Source organism: Rhizobium sp. WYCCWR10014, assembly GCF_001657485.1.
Taxonomy (GTDB): Bacteria; Pseudomonadota; Alphaproteobacteria; order Rhizobiales; family Rhizobiaceae; genus Rhizobium.
On the sequence record NZ_LXFU01000037.1, the window covers coordinates 26,131 to 42,438 of the forward strand.

The 16,308-nt window shown below is 62.3% G+C and carries 19 protein-coding genes and 1 riboswitch; of the genes, 8 read left to right on the plus strand and 11 right to left on the minus strand.

Annotated elements, in window-relative coordinates; genetic code table 11:
* Nucleotides 1–51: 51 nt before the first annotated feature.
* On the minus strand, nucleotides 52–834 hold the full coding sequence (locus tag A6U98_RS16930; protein WP_064651620.1) for a class I SAM-dependent methyltransferase: 783 nt from the start codon (nucleotides 832–834) through the stop codon (nucleotides 52–54).
* Nucleotides 835–993: 159 nt separating this feature from the next.
* On the opposite strand from A6U98_RS16930, the gene A6U98_RS16935 reads away from it, so the two are divergent.
* Nucleotides 994–2,016 carry an LLM class flavin-dependent oxidoreductase gene (locus A6U98_RS16935; RefSeq protein ID WP_064651622.1) on the plus strand — a complete coding sequence of 341 codons (1,023 nt, stop codon included), beginning with the start codon at nucleotides 994–996 and terminating at the stop codon, nucleotides 2,014–2,016.
* Nucleotides 2,017–2,040: 24 nt separating this feature from the next.
* Here A6U98_RS16935 and A6U98_RS16940 read toward each other — a convergent pair whose 3' ends face one another.
* The gene (locus A6U98_RS16940; RefSeq protein WP_064651624.1) at nucleotides 2,041–2,865 is read right to left on the minus strand and encodes an AraC family transcriptional regulator; all 825 of its coding nucleotides are present in this window, start codon (nucleotides 2,863–2,865) and stop codon (nucleotides 2,041–2,043) included.
* Nucleotides 2,866–2,962: 97 nt separating this feature from the next.
* Here A6U98_RS16940 and A6U98_RS16945 point away from each other — a divergent pair, with 97 nt between their 5' ends.
* Both A6U98_RS16945 and A6U98_RS16950 read left to right on the plus strand, forming a co-directional pair.
* The gene (locus A6U98_RS16945) at nucleotides 2,963–3,886 is read left to right on the plus strand and encodes a phytanoyl-CoA dioxygenase family protein (RefSeq protein WP_064651626.1); all 924 of its coding nucleotides are present in this window, start codon (nucleotides 2,963–2,965) and stop codon (nucleotides 3,884–3,886) included.
* Nucleotides 3,887–4,081: 195 nt separating this feature from the next.
* Nucleotides 4,082–4,987 carry a LysR family transcriptional regulator gene (locus A6U98_RS16950; protein WP_064651628.1) on the plus strand — a complete coding sequence of 302 codons (906 nt, stop codon included), beginning with the start codon at nucleotides 4,082–4,084 and terminating at the stop codon, nucleotides 4,985–4,987.
* Here the strand turns inward: A6U98_RS16950 and A6U98_RS16955 are convergent.
* From A6U98_RS16955 to A6U98_RS16965, 3 genes are all read right to left on the minus strand, one after another.
* The gene (locus A6U98_RS16955) at nucleotides 4,950–6,224 is read right to left on the minus strand and encodes an MFS transporter (RefSeq protein ID WP_064651629.1); all 1,275 of its coding nucleotides are present in this window, start codon (nucleotides 6,222–6,224) and stop codon (nucleotides 4,950–4,952) included. The genes A6U98_RS16950 and A6U98_RS16955 overlap by 38 nt on opposite strands.
* On the minus strand, nucleotides 6,221–6,871 hold the full coding sequence (locus A6U98_RS16960) for a helix-turn-helix domain-containing protein (RefSeq protein WP_064651631.1): 651 nt from the start codon (nucleotides 6,869–6,871) through the stop codon (nucleotides 6,221–6,223). Before A6U98_RS16960 ends, A6U98_RS16955 begins: the two co-directional genes overlap by 4 nt.
* 84 nt (nucleotides 6,872–6,955) lie before the next feature.
* Complete coding sequence (locus tag A6U98_RS16965; RefSeq protein WP_064651633.1) at nucleotides 6,956–8,062, minus strand: adenylate/guanylate cyclase domain-containing protein; 1,107 nt, start codon at nucleotides 8,060–8,062, stop codon at nucleotides 6,956–6,958.
* 206 nt (nucleotides 8,063–8,268) lie between these two features.
* On the opposite strand from A6U98_RS16965, the gene A6U98_RS16970 reads away from it, so the two are divergent.
* The gene (locus A6U98_RS16970) at nucleotides 8,269–8,493 is read left to right on the plus strand and encodes a hypothetical protein (protein ID WP_064651636.1); all 225 of its coding nucleotides are present in this window, start codon (nucleotides 8,269–8,271) and stop codon (nucleotides 8,491–8,493) included.
* Nucleotides 8,494–8,608: 115 nt separating this feature from the next.
* Here the strand turns inward: A6U98_RS16970 and A6U98_RS16975 are convergent, their stop codons facing one another.
* Together A6U98_RS16975 and A6U98_RS16980 are read right to left on the minus strand one after the other, a co-directional pair.
* Nucleotides 8,609–8,914 (minus strand): hypothetical protein, encoded by a 306-nt coding sequence (locus tag A6U98_RS16975; RefSeq protein ID WP_064651638.1) that lies wholly within the window; start codon nucleotides 8,912–8,914, stop codon nucleotides 8,609–8,611.
* Nucleotides 8,915–9,099: 185 nt separating this feature from the next.
* Nucleotides 9,100–9,546, minus strand: a complete 447-nt coding sequence (locus A6U98_RS16980; RefSeq protein ID WP_064651640.1) for an SRPBCC family protein — start codon at nucleotides 9,544–9,546, stop codon at nucleotides 9,100–9,102.
* A 240-nt stretch (nucleotides 9,547–9,786) separates the two neighbouring features.
* Nucleotides 9,787–9,929, plus strand: a riboswitch (FMN riboswitch).
* A 78-nt stretch (nucleotides 9,930–10,007) separates the two neighbouring features.
* Here A6U98_RS16980 and A6U98_RS16985 point away from each other — a divergent pair.
* Together A6U98_RS16985 and A6U98_RS16990 are read left to right on the plus strand one after the other, a co-directional pair.
* Nucleotides 10,008–10,442 (plus strand): 6,7-dimethyl-8-ribityllumazine synthase, encoded by a 435-nt coding sequence (locus tag A6U98_RS16985; RefSeq protein WP_064651642.1) that lies wholly within the window; start codon nucleotides 10,008–10,010, stop codon nucleotides 10,440–10,442.
* Between the two features lie 228 nt (nucleotides 10,443–10,670).
* Nucleotides 10,671–11,360 carry a VOC family protein gene (locus tag A6U98_RS16990; RefSeq protein WP_064651644.1) on the plus strand — a complete coding sequence of 230 codons (690 nt, stop codon included), beginning with the start codon at nucleotides 10,671–10,673 and terminating at the stop codon, nucleotides 11,358–11,360.
* A gap of 277 nt (nucleotides 11,361–11,637) precedes the next feature.
* Here A6U98_RS16990 and A6U98_RS16995 read toward each other — a convergent pair whose 3' ends face one another.
* Together A6U98_RS16995 and A6U98_RS17000 are read right to left on the minus strand one after the other, a co-directional pair.
* Complete coding sequence (locus A6U98_RS16995) at nucleotides 11,638–12,171, minus strand: cytochrome b/b6 domain-containing protein (RefSeq protein WP_082933924.1); 534 nt, start codon at nucleotides 12,169–12,171, stop codon at nucleotides 11,638–11,640.
* Nucleotides 12,152–12,628: a MarR family winged helix-turn-helix transcriptional regulator gene (locus tag A6U98_RS17000; RefSeq protein WP_064651646.1), complete on the minus strand. Its 477-nt coding sequence runs from the start codon at nucleotides 12,626–12,628 to the stop codon at nucleotides 12,152–12,154. Before A6U98_RS17000 ends, A6U98_RS16995 begins: the two co-directional genes overlap by 20 nt.
* A 98-nt stretch (nucleotides 12,629–12,726) precedes the next feature.
* On the opposite strand from A6U98_RS17000, the gene A6U98_RS17005 reads away from it, so the two are divergent.
* The gene (locus A6U98_RS17005) at nucleotides 12,727–13,095 is read left to right on the plus strand and encodes an antibiotic biosynthesis monooxygenase family protein (protein ID WP_184500608.1); all 369 of its coding nucleotides are present in this window, start codon (nucleotides 12,727–12,729) and stop codon (nucleotides 13,093–13,095) included.
* A gap of 124 nt (nucleotides 13,096–13,219) precedes the next feature.
* Here A6U98_RS17005 and A6U98_RS17010 read toward each other — a convergent pair whose 3' ends face one another.
* Nucleotides 13,220–14,104, minus strand: a complete 885-nt coding sequence (locus A6U98_RS17010; protein ID WP_064651650.1) for a LysR family transcriptional regulator — start codon at nucleotides 14,102–14,104, stop codon at nucleotides 13,220–13,222.
* Nucleotides 14,105–14,227: 123 nt separating this feature from the next.
* Here A6U98_RS17010 and ampC point away from each other — a divergent pair, with 123 nt between their 5' ends.
* Nucleotides 14,228–15,385 carry a class C beta-lactamase gene (gene ampC / locus A6U98_RS17015; protein WP_064652248.1) on the plus strand — a complete coding sequence of 386 codons (1,158 nt, stop codon included), beginning with the start codon at nucleotides 14,228–14,230 and terminating at the stop codon, nucleotides 15,383–15,385.
* A 131-nt stretch (nucleotides 15,386–15,516) separates the two neighbouring features.
* On the opposite strand, the gene A6U98_RS17020 is transcribed toward ampC, so the two are convergent.
* Nucleotides 15,517–16,293, minus strand: coding sequence for a DUF1194 domain-containing protein (locus tag A6U98_RS17020; RefSeq protein WP_064651652.1), 777 nt, complete (start codon nucleotides 16,291–16,293; stop codon nucleotides 15,517–15,519).
* Between the last annotated feature and the right edge of the window lie 15 nt (nucleotides 16,294–16,308).

Sequence of the window (16,308 nt, forward strand, 5' to 3'; positions counted from 1 at the left end):
TCTCCCATGACCCGCGACCGCGATCGCGCCCAACCCAAGCAACGTATTTTGTCAGATCGGCTTGATTTCGCCCCAGACAATCCTGGTACCTACAATGAAACTCAACTGATCCTCATCCGAATGGGAACGCAGCAGTTCGGAAAGTTCTGCGTCAAAGCTTGCGATGCGGTCGCCAAGTTTTGACGGTGCAAAAGTATCCCGCGAATGCTGGCAGGAGATGAAATCCGCGACGCTCTGCTCGAAGGGACGCTCTGATACGAAGTGTTCGCTGCCGCAGAGGTCGAGATAGCTCTGGTAGCTTCGCATGCCCTCGGACTTTTTGTCGTGATCGAAAGGCTGACCCGTCACCTCTGGCACCCACTTCCCCAGGAAAGAATGCCAATCCGATTGCCATGGAGGCTCGAACGGCTCGTCTCCGGAAATCACGGCCATGACATGGCCTGGCGCGGCGTTTGCCTGAAGATGCGGAAACAGTCTGCTATGATCCATCCAGTGAATGCTTGCTGCCGCGACCGTCAGATCGAAAGGTCCACCATTGGTCGAGAACTCCTCGGCGAAACTTTCTATCCACCGGATATTCCGCGCGTTACCGCCCGGCAGCGACCTGCCGAGAGCGATCATATGCTCAGAGGGATCAACTGCCGTAACACTTGTAAACGCACCCGCCAGCGGGCGAGAGATTTTTCCAGGCCCGCAACCAATATCCAGGAGATGCTGTAATCGCGGCGCAATTGCCAGAAGCTTTCGAAATACGGCATCGGGATAAGGTGGGCGATACCGGTAATTTGCGACAACGTCGGTTTCCGAAAAGGAGGAGCCCCTGCGCTGGTCCATCAAAACTCCATGCTCTCGCCGCATGAGCCGAGGCTGTAACACACGTTTATGTCAATGGGTTTTCATCGGTCCGGCCATCCGGTTCCGATTGTCTTCCAGGCCGAAACTGTGCCATGACCCATCGACCAAAGACACAACGGATCAAGGTGCGGCATCGGCATGAAGAAGATCGGTTTCCTCTCGTTCGGGCACTGGACGCCCTCGCCCCAATCACAGACGCGTTCGGCCGGCGATGCGCTGCTGCAGTCGATCGACCTTGCCGTCGCGGCCGAAGAACTCGGGGCCGACGGAGCGTATTTTCGCGTGCATCATTTCGCCCGCCAGCTGGCCGCGCCCTTCCCGCTGCTATCGGCCGTCGGCGCTAGAACCAATCGGATCGAGATCGGCACCGCAGTCATCGACATGCGCTACGAGAACCCGCTCTACATGGCCGAGGATGCGGGTGGAGCCGACCTCATCGCCGGCGGCCGTCTGCAGCTCGGCATCAGCCGCGGTTCGCCCGAACAGGTGATCGATGGCTGGCGCCATTTCGGCTATGCCCCGCCCGAAGGCCAGAGCGAGGCCGACATGGCCCGCCACCACGCCGAAGTCTTCCTCGAGGTGCTGCGCGGTGAAGGTTTTGCCAAACCGAACCCGCGGCCGATGTTTCCAAACCCGCCCGGCCTTTTGCGCCTCGAGCCGCATTCGGAAGGCCTGCGCGAGCGGATCTGGTGGGGCGCAAGCTCGAATGCCACCGCCGTCTGGGCGGCCAAGCTCGGCATGAACCTGCAGAGTTCGACGCTGAAGGACGACGAGACGGGAGAGCCATTCCACGTCCAGCAGGCCGACCAGATCCGGGCATACCGCGCGGCCTGGAAAGAAGCCGGCCACTCGCGCCAACCGCGTATCTCGGTCAGCCGCAGCATCTTCGCGCTGGTCGACGACCGCGACCGCGCCTATTTCGGCTACGGCAACGACGAGGGCGACAAGATCGGCTTCATCGACGAGAAGACCCGGGCAATCTTCGGTCGCAGCTATGCCGCCGAACCCGATGCCCTGATCAAGCAGCTCGCCGAAGACGAGGCGATTGCCGAGGCCGACACGCTGCTGCTCACCGTCCCGAACCAGCTCGGCGTCGATTACAACGCCCATGTCATCGAAGCGATCCTGACCCACGTCGCGCCTGCGATGGGTTGGCGCTGACGCGCTGTCATTGCTGCCGGGATCTCAAACCCGCGGATATCTCGCACGGAATTCGCGAGGGCTGCAGCCCTCGCGTTCGTGAAAGACCCGCGAAAAATAAAACGGGTCATCCAGGCCGATCATCGCAGCCACCGTTTCGATCTTTTCGTCGGTGGTTGCCAAGAGCTGTTTGGCATGGTCCATACGCGCCCGAAGCTGAAATGCCTTGGGAGGTAGTCCGGTTTCGAGCGTGAACCGCCTGCGCAGCGTGGCCGGCGACATGCCGTGCTCGGCGGCAAAGGCTGCGATGTCCAACGGTTGCATCGCCCGCCGCCGTAGCGTTTCCACGATGTCGGCCATATCTCGCCTTTCCTGGCGCCGATCGGCCGCACCGCTTGCCTGTCTGGCGGCTGATATGACGATGTGATGCAGCATCAATGCCGCCGACGCCTGCCCGAGGTTGGTGTCGTCAAGCAAATCGGCATGAAGCCTGCCGAAGAGCCGCACCATCTCATCGAGATGATGCAGGGCCACGACCGGATGTCGCTCCGCGATGATCCTCAGCCTCACGAAGTCCCGCGTGAACGACCCTTCGAAAAGCGCCCAGCGCTCATCCCAGCCGCCTTCGTCGGGGCCATAGGAATGCACACGGTTGGCAAACAGCCAGAACAGTGCAGGTCCGGTCAGGCTCAAACGGCCGCTGGCGGCGGTTTCCAGCCAGCCCTGCCCGCGCTCCACCAGCACGACGGCGAAACTCGGTAGTTTCCGGTCCGTCACCGTACGGCGGGCATGCTGCCTGCCGCTGCCGGTGACTGCCAGTCCGCCGGCAGCGGCATGCGGCGTTCTATAGATGGCTTCGGCGTCTCTCATGATGAGCGAAAAGTCCAGTTACGAATTTCCTCTATGTCAGTTGGCCTGTCGCATCAGGTAATTGATGACAAGCCAACTCAAGCCACGGAGGAGTGAAATGTCAATTGCTGCGGAGGTCATGCAGGTCCGAAAGCCCGAATTTCCCCTTGCCGCCCATGGCAAAACCCTAGCTGCGGAGCGGATTGGCTGGCTCACGCCGACCGATCCCGCCATCGGGGTCGACGCTATCCGCCGCCGTTACCAGGACGACGGCTATGTCTGGCTGAAAGGTCTTCTGGCGCGGGCCGATGTCATCGATTTCCGCCGCTGGGTCTTCGAGCATCTCGCCGAAACCGGACTGATCGACCCTGGCAGCGATTTTTCCCTTGGCATCGCGTCTGCCGGTGGCTTCGACAGGAGCCTGGCGGATCGGCGCCTGATGTCGCTCGTCCGATCTGCCGCCTATGAAGGCTTCTGTGCGCAACCGCCGCTCGCCCGCTTCATGGACGATTTCCTGCAGGGCATCTCGTATCTGCACAAGCGCAAGCTCATGCGTTTCGTCCAACCGGGATCACCGACGGCCACGCCCGCCCACTATGATCTCGTCTATCTCCGCGGCGGCACCAGCCGCCTGGTGACGGCCTGGATTCCAATCGGCGACATCCCCACCGAGATGGGCGGCCTGGTTTACCTCGAAGGCTCGCACGCGCTGGGCGTCAAGATGGAAGCCGAGTTCCGGGCCACAAGCGGCGATCTTTCTCCGGAAGAGCGAATCAATGCCTATAACAGCCACATGGCGGAAGGCGGCTGGGTCTCGAAGGATCTGCCTGAGATGGCGGAGCGCTTCGACACCCGCTGGCTCGCCGCCGATTATGAGGCCGGTGACGTGGTCCTCCACTCGCCCTACATGATCCACGCCTCGACCATCAATCAGGACCGCAGCCGGCGGCTGCGCCTCTCCACCGACATAAGATATCAGAATGTCGACGACGAGATCGACGTCCGATGGAACAACCACTGGAGCCTCGGCGATATGCTGTAGCCCGGCTTTCCGGTGCCCATCTTTGACCTGCGATCCGGTGCGATGGCTGCTATAGCAGGTTGATTGGCGAAGGGACGTCTACATAAAAGCGAAGCGTGGGGACCTTACTGCCGCGATGGGCGTTGATGGTCCGGGCCTTGAACGATCCCATGACTGCCCGACTTATTGACGTAGCCGAACCTCTCGAGTTGCCTCATGCCGCGTACGAACCTGAACGATATCCTGATCTTCATGGCCGTCGTGGATGCGGGGAGCTTTATCGCCGGAGGCCAGGCCATGGGCCTGTCCCGTTCGGCGGCAGGCAAGGCCGTCATCCGCCTTGAAGACCGGCTCGGCGCGCGCTTGCTCAACCGCACGACGAGGACGTTGAGCCTGACCGACGAAGGCCGGATGTTTTACGAGCGCGGGCTGCAGATCCTTGCATCGGTCGATGAGGCGGAGGCGAGCGTGGCAGGGCAGAACAGCACGCCGCGAGGCGTTCTCAGGCTCACCGTTCCCGATGCCTTCGGGCGGCTCGTCGTGCTGCCCCTGCTCGAAAAATATCTTCGGGCCTGGCCCGACATTCAGGTCGAAGTGAGCTTCACCGATCGCCCGGCCGACATCGTCGAGGAAGGCTTCGATCTGGCGATCCGGATCGGCGCGACGGCGATGGCGTCGGACACTCGCCTGGTCTCGCGCGTGATCGCCACCTATAAGGCGCGGCTCTGCGCCTCGCCATCCTACCTCGCCGAGCGCGGCGAGCCGCGCGATATCGACGGTCTCGCGGTCCATGACTGCCTGATCTTCGCCAGCCGCAATCAAAGACAGGGCTGGCGCTTTCGCGGTGAAGGCGGTCCCTGGGTCAAAGCGCAAGGGCGCAGCCGTCTGAGGCTCGACAGCGCAGAGGCGATCCGTGACGCAGCCCTGGCTGGGTTGGGCATCGCGCTGCTTCCCGATTTTCTCGTCACCGACGATCTCGCCGCCGGCCGCCTCCGGCAAATCCTGCCCGACCTCGAAACTGACGACGCAAAGATCGTTACGCTCTATCCCGATAAGCGCCTGCTGGAACCGCGTGTCCGCCGCTTCATCGATCTGCTGGTCGAGGAGCTTGGGCGCGACTAGAGCTGGACGCTTCAGGCGAGGCCCTGTCAAACCCGCGAAAGCTCTTCAGCGCCAGCGGCGCAAGCGTTGCCGCAAGATAGGCAATCCCCATCAGGAACAGCGCCGCGGCAAGGCCGAGCGCGCTGATCAGCGCGCCGCCGGCGAGGCCGCCGAAGGGGATGAGGGCGAAGCAGAGGGCGGTGTTCAATGCGGTGACGCGGCCAGTCAGCGGCTTGGGGATGCGCTCGAAGATGACAGCCGACAGGATCGGGTTGAGGAAGCCCGACGCGAATCCTGCGATGGCGAGCGTCGCAAAGACGAGACCGATGGGCGCGTCCAGCGCCGGAACGAGAAAGCGCGGAAAGCCGGTCAGGAGGAAGGCCACCGTATAGACCATCAGTCGCGGCATGCGCTCGCCGATTGCCGCAGCAATCGCCGCGCCTGCGATCGAGGCGCCGGCGAAGGCGGCGAACATCGCACCGAGCAGCTCCGGGCCATGGCCGGCATCCCGTGTCCAGACCGGCAGCAGCACGGCATGATAGGCCTGGTCGAAGAGATTGGTGACTGCCACCATGGCGACGATGCTGACGAGCACGGCATCGCCGCGCAGAAAGCGCCAGCCTTCGCGCAGATCCTCGAGATAGGACGCCCGTTCGACCGGTCGAGTTTCGGGCGCAGGCGCGCGCCGCGTCCCGGGTATGCCCGCGGCAACGATCAGCGCGGCGGCGGCGAAGGTGGCGGCATTGACGAGCAGCGCCTGGCCCGGGCCGATCAGCCCGATCAAAGCGCCGGCGCCGGCCGCACCCGCCGTCGAGGCCAGCCGCTCGATGGCGCTCGCAACGCCGGTCACTCGTTCGAGCGGTACATTGGCGAGTGTGGCGATATCGGGAACCATCGCCTGCTTGGCCGCATCGGAGGGGCCGCGCAGCACGCCCATGGCAAAGACGAGCGGCAGCAGCACCTGCATGCCAAGCATGCCGAAGAGATCAAGAAGCGGCACCAGAGCGACCACGAGCACCGAAGCCGTGTCGCAGATGATGGCGATGCTCTTGGCGCCGGCGCGGTCGATCAGCGGTCCGCCGAGCGCCTTAGCGATGACATAGGGCAGCATCTCCATCATTGCCGTCAGCCCTGTCAGCACCGGGCTGCCAGTCGTGCTCAGCACCAGCCAGGGAATGGCGATGGTCGAAAGCCGCGTGCCGGAGAGCGAGAATGTCTCGGCAGCCGCGAGCGCCAGGAACGGCCCGCCCCGTCTCACGGCTTATCCTCCCCTTCGCGATGCGGAACGCGGCCCGGATAGGGAAAGGCGTGCAACATGACATAGAAGGGAACCATGCCGGATTCCTGCGACGCCGCCTCCCCGAGCGGCGGGGCCGCCCGCATCGCCTCCAGGATGATGTCGCTCAGCCGTTTCGTCAGGGCCTCGGCCTGTGCCGCCGTCATCGGGATGATGATGTCGTCGGCAGCCGTCGCCTTGCGCCATTCAGCCGGCAGCTTGGCATATTCCTCCAGCGCCTGCTGCATCTGGCCGACCTGCAGCGAGAGTGCGGCCTGGTTGAAGGCGATGTCGAGATCGAGCGCCTCCCCTTCGGCTTCACTTGGCGGCACCGAGGTCAGCTCATGGCTGGCGCGCCACCAGCGGTCGCGCCGCGAGGCATGCGGCGCCTCCTCGATGAAGCCGTACTGGGCAAGCTGGCGCAGGTGATAGCTCGTCGCGCCGCTGTTCAGGCCGAGCCGCGCGGCAAGCTGCGTCGCCGTGGCAGGCCCATCGATCCTGAGCATGCCGAGCATGCTCAGCCGGACAGGATGCGTCAGCGCCTTCAGCGCGGTCGGATCGGGCACGACCCGGCTGAGGGTGCGGGGTGCGGTGAGGGATTGAGCAGGTTGCGGGCGCGGATTTTTCATGCCAGCAGCCTACTATTGCAAAGATATCTTTGCAAAGCTTTCTTTGCATAAACGAAGGCCGCTCACGGCGCCCTGCCTTGCGGCTCAATTCTCCGGCAGGGTGAAGACCGCGCAAGGCCGGGTAATGCCGCGCAAGCTGTGCTCTCCGAGCGGCACGAGCACCGTCGCCGTATTCGCCGCAACCGCGCCCGAGATCAGCACGCTTCGGCCGAGCGGCTTGCAGAGCCCTTCCAGCCGGCTGACGAGATTGACGGCGGGGCCGATGGCGGTAAAGTCCAGCCGGTCGGCTGCGCCGATATTGCCCCACAGGATCTCGCCGAAATGCAGCGCCGCGCCGAAGGGCAGCGGCGCCAGCCCCTGCGCCTGGCGTATCTGGTCGAGATGGACCATGCCGGCACGGCTGGCAGCAACCGCCCTGAGGGCTGCCTCGCAGGCTTCCCGGTCACCGCGGCCCACCCTTCCCGCGTCGTCGGAAGCGCCCATGACCGGAAAGATCGCCAGCACGCCGTCGCCCATGAATTTCAGCACCTCGCCGCCGAAGGCGTGCACCGCGCCTGCGACGCGGTCGAACCATGCGTCGAGCGTCGCGATCATCGCGTGCGGCTCCGTCACCTCCGAAAGTGCGGTGAAATCGCGCAGATCGGCGCAGAGAAGAGCGGCACGTATCGTCTCGCCGGTGCCGCGGGCAAGCTCGCCGGCCTGCACCCGGGCGGCACTGCGGCGGCCGAGATAGGCTTCGAGCAGGGCTGCCCGCGCCTCCCGCGCCTCGAGCGCTGCGAGCGGTGCGGCGGCAAAACGCGCGACCTCACGCAGCCGATCGGCTTCGGCCGGAGCGAATGCGCCGGCCCCTGCCCGGTTATCGATACCCGCCCAGCCGAGCATGGGACCATCCTGCGAAGGCCCTATTCGCTCCTCCCATACTGGCCCGAGCCCGGCCAGCCAGTCGCGCCCGGCCTCGCTCTGCGGAGCCGCGGCAAAGGCCAGCGCCTCGATGACAGCACCGGTCTCGGCCCGCCACAGCCAGGTGCGCCGCGCAATGATCGGATGCGGCACCGAAAGCGTCAGCGTGCCGCCGGAAAGCGGCAGTCCGTCGGCCAGCAGTCGGCGCCCGAGCTCGGCCAGAAACCGTTCGGGACCATGCGAGGCTCCGGCCTCGTCAATCAGCCAGGCAAGGGGAGACGGCAAATCCATGGCTTAACATCGCACGCTCCCCGGGGCGGCCGCAAGGACATCCCCGGAGTGACCGCTTGCGGTCATCCCCGGGTTCGAAAAAGGGACGTCCGCATCGCCTGTCGAAAACCATTCGGCGCGGTGGAAAACAAAAAATACACACTTTAAACTTGCGCGACTTTGATTCCATTATAGGGCCGTTCGTCATCGTGTGATTGAGGGGTACGATGGGCACGATATTCTGGCCGAAAGATCCGCTGGATGGGAATGACATGACGCTGCTGACGTCGATCCTTCGGCGATGGTGCGAAAGATATCAGGTCGAGCTGACGGCAGAGGAGAGCAGCCGCAAGGCGAAGGAACTCGTCGAATGGTTCGAATTCGGCGTCAAGGATCCCGTCGAACTCGAGGAGCTGATCGACGACAAGCACTGGCTCGTCGGCAGGATCTGACCCTCTCGGGCAAATCGGGAGAACGCTGGCTGTCAGCGTCGGCGAAGCTGTTTCATTAGAAAAGGCCGGGCGAAAATCGCTCCGGCCCTCGACCATCTCCATCTAAGCAAGACCCTTAGTCATCCCGCCAACGACGGTCGCGATCCCAACGCCGCTCATGGCGCCAGCGCGGGCCATCCCAATCCCGGTGACGCCGCTCCCAGCCCCAGCGGGGCGGACCACCGTAGAAAGCGACCGGCGGCGGGCGGCGCCAGTTTCGCCGGCATTCGCCCCAGCGCGTCAAATGCCAGCCGCGACCGCAGGCGTAGTCGACCGTTGTGATATTGCTCTGAACATTGATTGTCCCCATCGGCATCGCCTGCGCTGTGCCGAACGAGAGGCTGCCAGCGAGCAAGGCAGCCGCGATAGAAAGTGCCTTCATCGAGAACTCCATTTCAATCCAGCCGTCCACACCTTACGGCCGCCAAATTGAACTGGAGATGAACTGTGCGTTCATGTTTGCGGGAGAAAAAGAAGCGCTTCCGCACGGCCGGTCTGAGCGCTCGCCGACCGCTGTTGTCACAACGGCAAGGGCTTCGGAGCCGCGCCGCCGCCGCCAAAAATTGTTCATGTCCTGCCGTAAAAAGGATCGGGACCCGGATCACCCCCGGCGGCGACTTCGGTCAGCCGCCCGAGGTAATGGGCCCAGCCTTCCGCATGGCCGGCGCATTGATCGGCGCTGGGCAGACCGCTATGGGTGAGCCGCAACAGCGTTCCGCCTCCCTGTTCGATCAGATCGATCTCGACCAGGCTCGACCCCGGCGGCACCACCTCGCTGCCGTCCCAACCGAAGCTGTAGGCAAGGCGATGAACCGGCACCACCTCACGAAACGAGCCGCGCGCGAAGCGGGCGCCTGTAACGTTGACGAGATAGAGCCCGCCTGGCTGCGGCTCGACCTGCGCCTCCGTTCCCATCCAGCGCAGGATCTTTTCCGGGTCGGTCATCAACGCGAACACCGCGGCCGGCGGTGCGGCGATATGCGCCTCGCGGTGAACGACGAAAGATTCTGGCATCACTCTCTCCCATGGTTGTCACGGCCCCGCCCGGGCGGAGACAGCGCGTCCTGTCTTGTCGTGCTTCTGACGTGCATATCCTTACCGAGAGCATGTAGGCGCAAGCCCCTCCTCCGCAAGAGGGATTGCCCGTCGCCATCGACGAACGAGCGAAATCGCCGCTTGGGGAGCCCTGATCTAGCTCCGGCCGCGAAATCATTTCGACCTATTGCCAGCCCGTCACCTTCCCCCTATTGTTCGCGCCGTTCTCAGGGCGGGGTGCAAGTCCCTACCGGCGGTATGCAATTTAGATTGCGAGCCCGCGAGCGCCTTCTCCGGAAGGGTCAGCAGATCAGGTGAGATGCCTGAGCCGACGGTCATAGTCCGGATGAAAGAGAACGTGCGTTCCTGCCGCCCTTGCGGCTGTCGGGGACGTTCGTGATCGCCTTGGGTGATGTGTCTGTTCGCCAAAGGAGATTACTGTGACACCCACCCGCTACGCCTTCGTCAAAGCCAGCTGGCACGCCGACATCGTCGACCGCGCCCTTGACGGCTTCCATCAGCTTATTCCGCCCGAACAGGTCGACGTGTTCGATGTTCCCGGCGCATTCGAGATGCCGCTGCTGTCGCGCGATCTTGCGGCAAGCGGACGCTATGCCGCTGTCATTGCCGCCGCCTTCGTCGTCGACGGTGGAATCTACCGCCACGAATTCGTCGCCCAGGCCGTCGTCGATGGGCTGATGCGCGCCGGCATGGATACCGGTGTGCCGGTGCTGTCGGTTTCGCTGACGCCGCATCAATATCAGGAAACCGAGCACCACAAGCAGATCTACCGCGCACATTTCGTCGAGAAAGGCCGCGAAGCAGCAAAGGCGGCTCTGACGATCGGCAAAACCCGCGCTGCTCTCGCCGCGTAGGAACTTCCCGCAGGTGGCGGGGAACAGGCCCCGCCGCCTCATCGGATCGAGCTGACTTTTAGCAACCCGCGCGGATCGAGAGCGACGCGCCTTGCGTCGCAGCGCAATCCGCCAACACCGGCCAAATCAGACAGAATAATTGATTCGACGGCCTCACCGCGCTGTGGTCCACTGGCCGGCGACATGTATCGCCATTCTTAACGCATCCAAAACGCCAAGGAGCTGAAGATGAGCAATGCCATGCGCAGTGAACCCCCCATTGAGACCCCGAGAACACAGCCCGTCGACACCAAGCTCGAGGTGGTCGTCATCCCCGTTTCCGACGTCGACCGCGCCAAACGTTTTTACGACGGCCTGGGCTGGCGGCTCGACGCCGACTTCGCCAATGATGCCGATTTTCGGGTGATCCAGTTTACGCCGCCGGGTTCCGGCTGCGCGATCATCTTCGGCAAGAACGTCACGGCCGCCGCCCCCGGCTCCGCCCAGGGCCTCTACCTCGTCGTCTCCGACATCGAGGCCGCCCGCCGCGATCTGATCGCCCGCGGCATCGAAGTCAGCGAAGTCTTCCATGATGCAGCCGGCGTCTATGCCGGCAAGGACGAACCATACCTGTTCGGGCGGCTCCGCATTGCCGGCCGCGATCCCGATCACCGCAGCTATCGCTCCTTTGCCTCCTTCAAGGATCCCGATGGCAACGGCTGGCTGTTCCAGGAAGTCACCACGCGCCTGCCGGGACGCATCGACGCCGACGGGACGACATTCACCACCTCGACCGATCTCGCGTCAGCCATGCGCCGTGCGGCGACCGCGCACGGCGAACACGAGAAGCGAAACGGCGGCAAACACGACGAGAACTGGCCGGACTGGTACGCCGAATACATGGTCAGCGAACAGGCCGGCAAGCAGCTGCCCTTATAAGCAAGGGCGGCGGCATCACCCAGACGGTGACATCATTTGAGAAGCGTCTCGGCGGGCAACGGCGTGGCGCTTCATCGCGCCTTCTAGGCACACAGCGGTCACGCGTCGAGCCGATCCCGGTGACCGTTGATCGTCGAATTGGGCGTGGCACTGGCCGGCTTCTTGCCGGTTTGGCGACTTGTGTCTCCTGGGGCAGGCCCGAACGCGTCCCCCCGACAGATCTTCGCGAAGCCAAACATTAGACATCGAGCCATTAGACATCGACCGCGGCGGGATCTCAGCCGCCATACCACATCCGCCGCAACAGGTGATCGCCGCAGACAAACTGGTGATAGAGCGCGGCGCCGGCATGGAAAACCAGCAGGCCGACAAGCAGGAAGGCGCCGAACCCATGCGGGCCACGCGGCGGATAGGCGGTGAAATCAGGCAGCGTGGCGCCGGCTGCCCCGAAAACGGCGGAAGCAGCACCGCTGAGGATCATCATTCCGATGCCGCTGGCGACCATGCCAAGAATGAAGATGTAGAAGGCGACGTGAACAAAGCCCGCCAGCCGCTCCTGCCAGCGAGGCGATGCCGGCACCGGCGCAGGCTTGCGATCGAAACGCCACCACCAGACAATGCGAAGAACCGTCAGAAGCAGGATGACGAGCGCCACCGGAATGTGGAAGCGCAGCAGCCCGACCTTGGTCGCGGCATCCATGGCGTTGGCAGCCCGGAAGCCGGAGCCGAGCAGCGCCAGGATCAGAACCGCATTCAGCCAGTGGATCGAGACCGCTATTGCGCCATAGCGATCAGGCCTGCTCTTCAACATCTCCATTTCCTTCCAGTTTGCTGCGCAGCGCCCTCATGACGGCATGCGTGGTTTTGAGATCCTCGACCTGAAGCCCTTCCGCGAGCATGTCGACCCAGGGGGCCTGCAGGCGCATGGCGGTTTCATATGCCTGCTTTCCCCTGTCCGTCAGCACGACGAGCTGTGCCCGTCGATGGTGCGGGTTGGGCTGGAACGCCAGAAGCCCTTCCTTCTCCAGATCGTTGACGATGCGCTGCACGTTCTGGCGGTTGGCCCCGATGTCGCGCGCCAGCCATGCGACCGGTTGTGGCCGGCCTGATGTGATGACGGTGCCGAGGACATGCCAGCGGGCGCTCGTCAGGCCGAGCCCTTCGACGAGCTTGTCGCCCGCGTTGATCATCCGGTTATTGAGCCGGAAGAGATCCAGAATGAGGTCGGTCAAAGCTGTTCCGGCCGAGGTCCGTTGGGGTTCGCGCATTTGTCACCATGTAGCTATATTGACATCATAATGTCAAATTGAATATGTATCTGCATCACCAGATTGACATCATGTAACCAAATCAGATGGAGTCGACCATGTCGCTTATGCGCCCGATGGACCCTGCCTTCCCGATCGATCGTCAAATCGTGATCGATGCCTCCGCCATCGTCCTTATCAACCTCTTCACGCTCGACAAGGCCGACGAGCAGGCCTTCCTTGATGCCTGGCAGGCCGATGCGGCCTTCATGAAACGGCAGCCTGGCTTCATTTCGACCCAGATGCATCGCGCCATCGGCGAAAGCCCTGCTTATCTCAATTATGCCGTCTGGGAATCGACCGCCGACTTCCGGGCGGCATTCTCGCATCCGGAGTTTCGGGCGAAGCTCTCGGCCTATCCGTCCTCGGCAGTCGCCTCACCGCATCTCTTCCAGAAGGTCGCCGTGCCGGGCATCTGTGTGGCGTAAGCAAAGCGGCGGCGGTGGAGCATGACGGAGGAGTTCCCTTACCCAACGGGCTAAAGGGCAGGAACCCTGACGCCCGAGTCCTTGAGCGTCGGGGGGATCTCGGCCTGCGGCTCGCCGGAAGCCGTCATTGAGATGCGGGAGGAATCTGCGACGTTATCCAATCGGAAAATGCGAGCATGGCCGCTGTTGGCGGTCTCGATTGCAGTCGGGTTAGCCAGTAGCTCCCCAACGATATGGTCGCAGGAAAAGGCTGTTTTATAGCCCCCGAGGATAGATGTGTGGAAAACATCGACGGCGGCGCCAGAGCGATCCCCAGTCCTTGCAAGGCGGCCTCCATCATGGCGAGGGAAGAGTCGAAGACGATACCGGCGTTTATCTGCGCCGCCGGCGGAACGTTCGCTGCCGCAAACCAGGTGCTCCACTCGTCCGCCCTATAGCTCCGCAAAAGCGTCGCCTCGACCAGGTCTGCAGGCGACCTTAAACGCTCCCCCAATTTGGGCGTGCACAGAGGAGAGAGCGGAGCGTCGAACAGACGCAGCGCCTCTGTGCCGTGCCAGGAGCCGCTGCCGAAGCGAATGGCAAAGTCCAGTCCCTCGGCCGCCATATCGACGCGATTATTGTTTGTCGAAACGCGCACATCGATGAACGGATGCTGCTGTTGAAAATCCGAAAGCCTTGGCAACAACCAGCCGACGGCAAACGTCCCCACCACGCCCAGGAACAGCAATTCCCGAACCTGCCCGGCTTCAATCCGGTCCAGCGTGATCGCCATCTGATCGAAGGAGTTGGTCAAGGTCGGCAAAAGAGCTTCGCCTTCTGCAGTAATTTTCAAGCCTCTTGGGAGACGCTGAAAAAGGGCAGCCCCCAATCGCTTCTCCAGGCTTTTGACCTGTTGGCTTACGGCAGCCTGGGTAACGCAAAGCTCGATCGCGGCCCGGGTGAAGCTGAGGTGTCTTGCCGATGCTTCGAAGGCCCTCAAGCCATTCAAAGGGAGGAATTGCCGAACCATCTTAGCCCTAGATTCTCTTGGATCTCCTCCGAGATATCATCGTTTGCTGCCGCAAAACAGTGCCATTAAATGCCATCCTCATGCGCCTTTGCGCTGATGAAGCTGCTTTTAGAGGATGAAGAAATGAAGCGTGATTGGATAGGAATTCTATCGGCCGCACTGGTCTCGACATGCATTTCCACAAGTGGCTTTGCGGCTGACGAACTGAAACTGAAAACCATCTCGGACGCCGCGATAAAACCAATCATGGACAAATACGGCATTCCGGGCATGGCCGTTGCCATCACCGCTGACGGACAGAACCACATCTTCAACTACGGCGTCGAGTCGAAGGACACCAACAGGCCCGTCACGCCGGCGACCATGTTCGAACTGGGATCGATCAGCAAAACCTTTACAGTCACCCTCACCTCCTACGCGGATGTGACCGGCCGGCTTTCGCTGTCGGACAAGGCAAGCAAATATCTTCCGTCGATGAAGGGAAGGCCCTTCGGCGATGTCGTGCTGATGAATTTGGGCACGCACACGGCTGGCGGATTTCCGCTCCAAGTTCCCGATGAAGTCAAAACCGAAAAGCAACTGATGGAGTATTTCGCAAGCTGGAAACCATCATATGCCGCCGGAACGCACCGAACATACGCCAATCCAAGCATCGGCGCGCTCGGATATATAACGGCAAAAAGCATGGGCAAAGACTTCGCAGCTCTTATGGAAGACCAATTGTTTCCTTCTCTCGGGCTGACGAGCACGTATATCAATGTGCCGAAATCGAGAATGGCCGATTATGCCCAAGGCTACAAGCGAAGCGGTGAGCCGGCTCGGATGACACCCGCCACTCTTTCGTCCGAGGCCTATGGAGTGAAATCCACAGCAGGCGACATGATCCGGTTCATCGACGCGAACATGGGTCTGGTCGAGTTGGACGAGAAGCTCCGGCAGGCGATCACGAACACGCACACGGGATACTTCGATGTCGGCGCGATGACCCAAGACCTTATTTGGGAGCAGTATTCCTATCCCGCGACATTGACGACGTTGATGGACAACAATTCCAGCGCGATGCTCAAGACCATTCCCGTCAAGCAACTGACGCCCGCAATGCAACCCCGCGACGATGTGTGGATCAATAAAACCGGCTCAACGAATGGTTTCGGCGCCTATGTCGCGTTCGTCCCGAAAGAGCGGCTCGGCATCGTCATCTTGGCCAATAAAAACTATCCCAACGAGGACCGCGTCTCTGCCGCTTACCAGATACTGACCGATATAACTTCGGCGCGCTGACCCGGTAGAGCATGATGCCGAAAAGTGTGCGCGGTTTTCGGACGACATCATGCTCTAACTATCCAACTATGTAATTTAGAACAGGATTGAGATTTTAGGCCGACCCGGCCTAAAATCATCCTGTCCGGGCATCAGCGGTCGAAGATGTCCCGCCACTGCTTCTCACCGATCAGGCAATCAGTGCCCGCCTCAGCACCAGTGATCTTCTGCACCGTCGCCGGCGGGGATAGGTCGCTGATCTCCAGCACCAGCTTGCGGCGCACGGCAACGGCGAAATCCTCGATCTTGCGGACCGGCAGCACGAAGGCGCCGGGACCGCCGATCACGCAATCCGCATAATATTTGTCGAGCCCGTTCGGCGCATCGGAGGGCCGCAGCATGATGGCGAGGCCGTTGATGATCATGCCGGCTTCTATCGCCTTGTCGCGGGCGGGGGTGACGGGATCGCCGGAATTGTTCGGCCCATCGCCGGAGACATCGATCACCTGCCGCCTGGACTGAAACGGACTGGAAACGATCATGCTGGCGCCCTGGGCGATTGCGGTGGAGATCGATGTGCGCCGCTGCGTGGCAATCGGCCGGGCTTCGAGTTTATCGGCAAAAGCAATTGCATCCTCTTCCGTCTCGATCACCTGCCAGTCGATGACGGAATCCTGGACGACATAGCCTGCCCATTCGAAATAGCTGATGGCGATGCGGCCGGTCAGCCCGCCCTTCACCGCGTCGATGAATTCCTTGTGCTTGAGCGCTTCGACATAACCTTCGCGCTGGATGCCGATCTCCTCGAAGTCCATCGACCGCGAAGTGTCGACGGCAAGCACGAGGGTCACATCGACCTCGCTTCCCCCCGCCTGCGCGGCCGGGGTAATGCCTGTAAGCCCCATAAGCACCGCAAGTGTCGTCAGCATTGGCAATCCAATCCC

Coding starts and splice junctions, on each gene's coding strand:
- A6U98_RS17010 (WP_064651650.1), bottom strand. CDS start 14,104: ATGGTTCGGCAATTCCTCCCTTTGAATGGCTTGAGGGCCTTCGAAGCA.
- A6U98_RS16965 (WP_064651633.1), bottom strand. CDS start 8,062: ATGGATTTGCCGTCTCCCCTTGCCTGGCTGATTGACGAGGCCGGAGCC.
- A6U98_RS16995 (WP_082933924.1), bottom strand. CDS start 12,171: ATGTTGAAGAGCAGGCCTGATCGCTATGGCGCAATAGCGGTCTCGATC.
- A6U98_RS16950 (WP_064651628.1), top strand. CDS start 4,082: ATGCCGCGTACGAACCTGAACGATATCCTGATCTTCATGGCCGTCGTG.
- A6U98_RS17020 (WP_064651652.1), bottom strand. CDS start 16,293: ATGCTGACGACACTTGCGGTGCTTATGGGGCTTACAGGCATTACCCCG.
- A6U98_RS17000 (WP_064651646.1), bottom strand. CDS start 12,628: ATGCGCGAACCCCAACGGACCTCGGCCGGAACAGCTTTGACCGACCTC.
- A6U98_RS16980 (WP_064651640.1), bottom strand. CDS start 9,546: ATGCCAGAATCTTTCGTCGTTCACCGCGAGGCGCATATCGCCGCACCG.
- A6U98_RS16975 (WP_064651638.1), bottom strand. CDS start 8,914: ATGAAGGCACTTTCTATCGCGGCTGCCTTGCTCGCTGGCAGCCTCTCG.
- A6U98_RS16990 (WP_064651644.1), top strand. CDS start 10,671: ATGAGCAATGCCATGCGCAGTGAACCCCCCATTGAGACCCCGAGAACA.
- A6U98_RS17005 (WP_184500608.1), top strand. CDS start 12,727: ATGTCGCTTATGCGCCCGATGGACCCTGCCTTCCCGATCGATCGTCAA.
- A6U98_RS16960 (WP_064651631.1), bottom strand. CDS start 6,871: ATGAAAAATCCGCGCCCGCAACCTGCTCAATCCCTCACCGCACCCCGC.
- A6U98_RS16930 (WP_064651620.1), bottom strand. CDS start 834: ATGGACCAGCGCAGGGGCTCCTCCTTTTCGGAAACCGACGTTGTCGCA.
- ampC (WP_064652248.1), top strand. CDS start 14,228: ATGAAGCGTGATTGGATAGGAATTCTATCGGCCGCACTGGTCTCGACA.
- A6U98_RS16970 (WP_064651636.1), top strand. CDS start 8,269: ATGGGCACGATATTCTGGCCGAAAGATCCGCTGGATGGGAATGACATG.
- A6U98_RS16935 (WP_064651622.1), top strand. CDS start 994: ATGAAGAAGATCGGTTTCCTCTCGTTCGGGCACTGGACGCCCTCGCCC.
- A6U98_RS16945 (WP_064651626.1), top strand. CDS start 2,963: ATGTCAATTGCTGCGGAGGTCATGCAGGTCCGAAAGCCCGAATTTCCC.
- A6U98_RS16940 (WP_064651624.1), bottom strand. CDS start 2,865: ATGAGAGACGCCGAAGCCATCTATAGAACGCCGCATGCCGCTGCCGGC.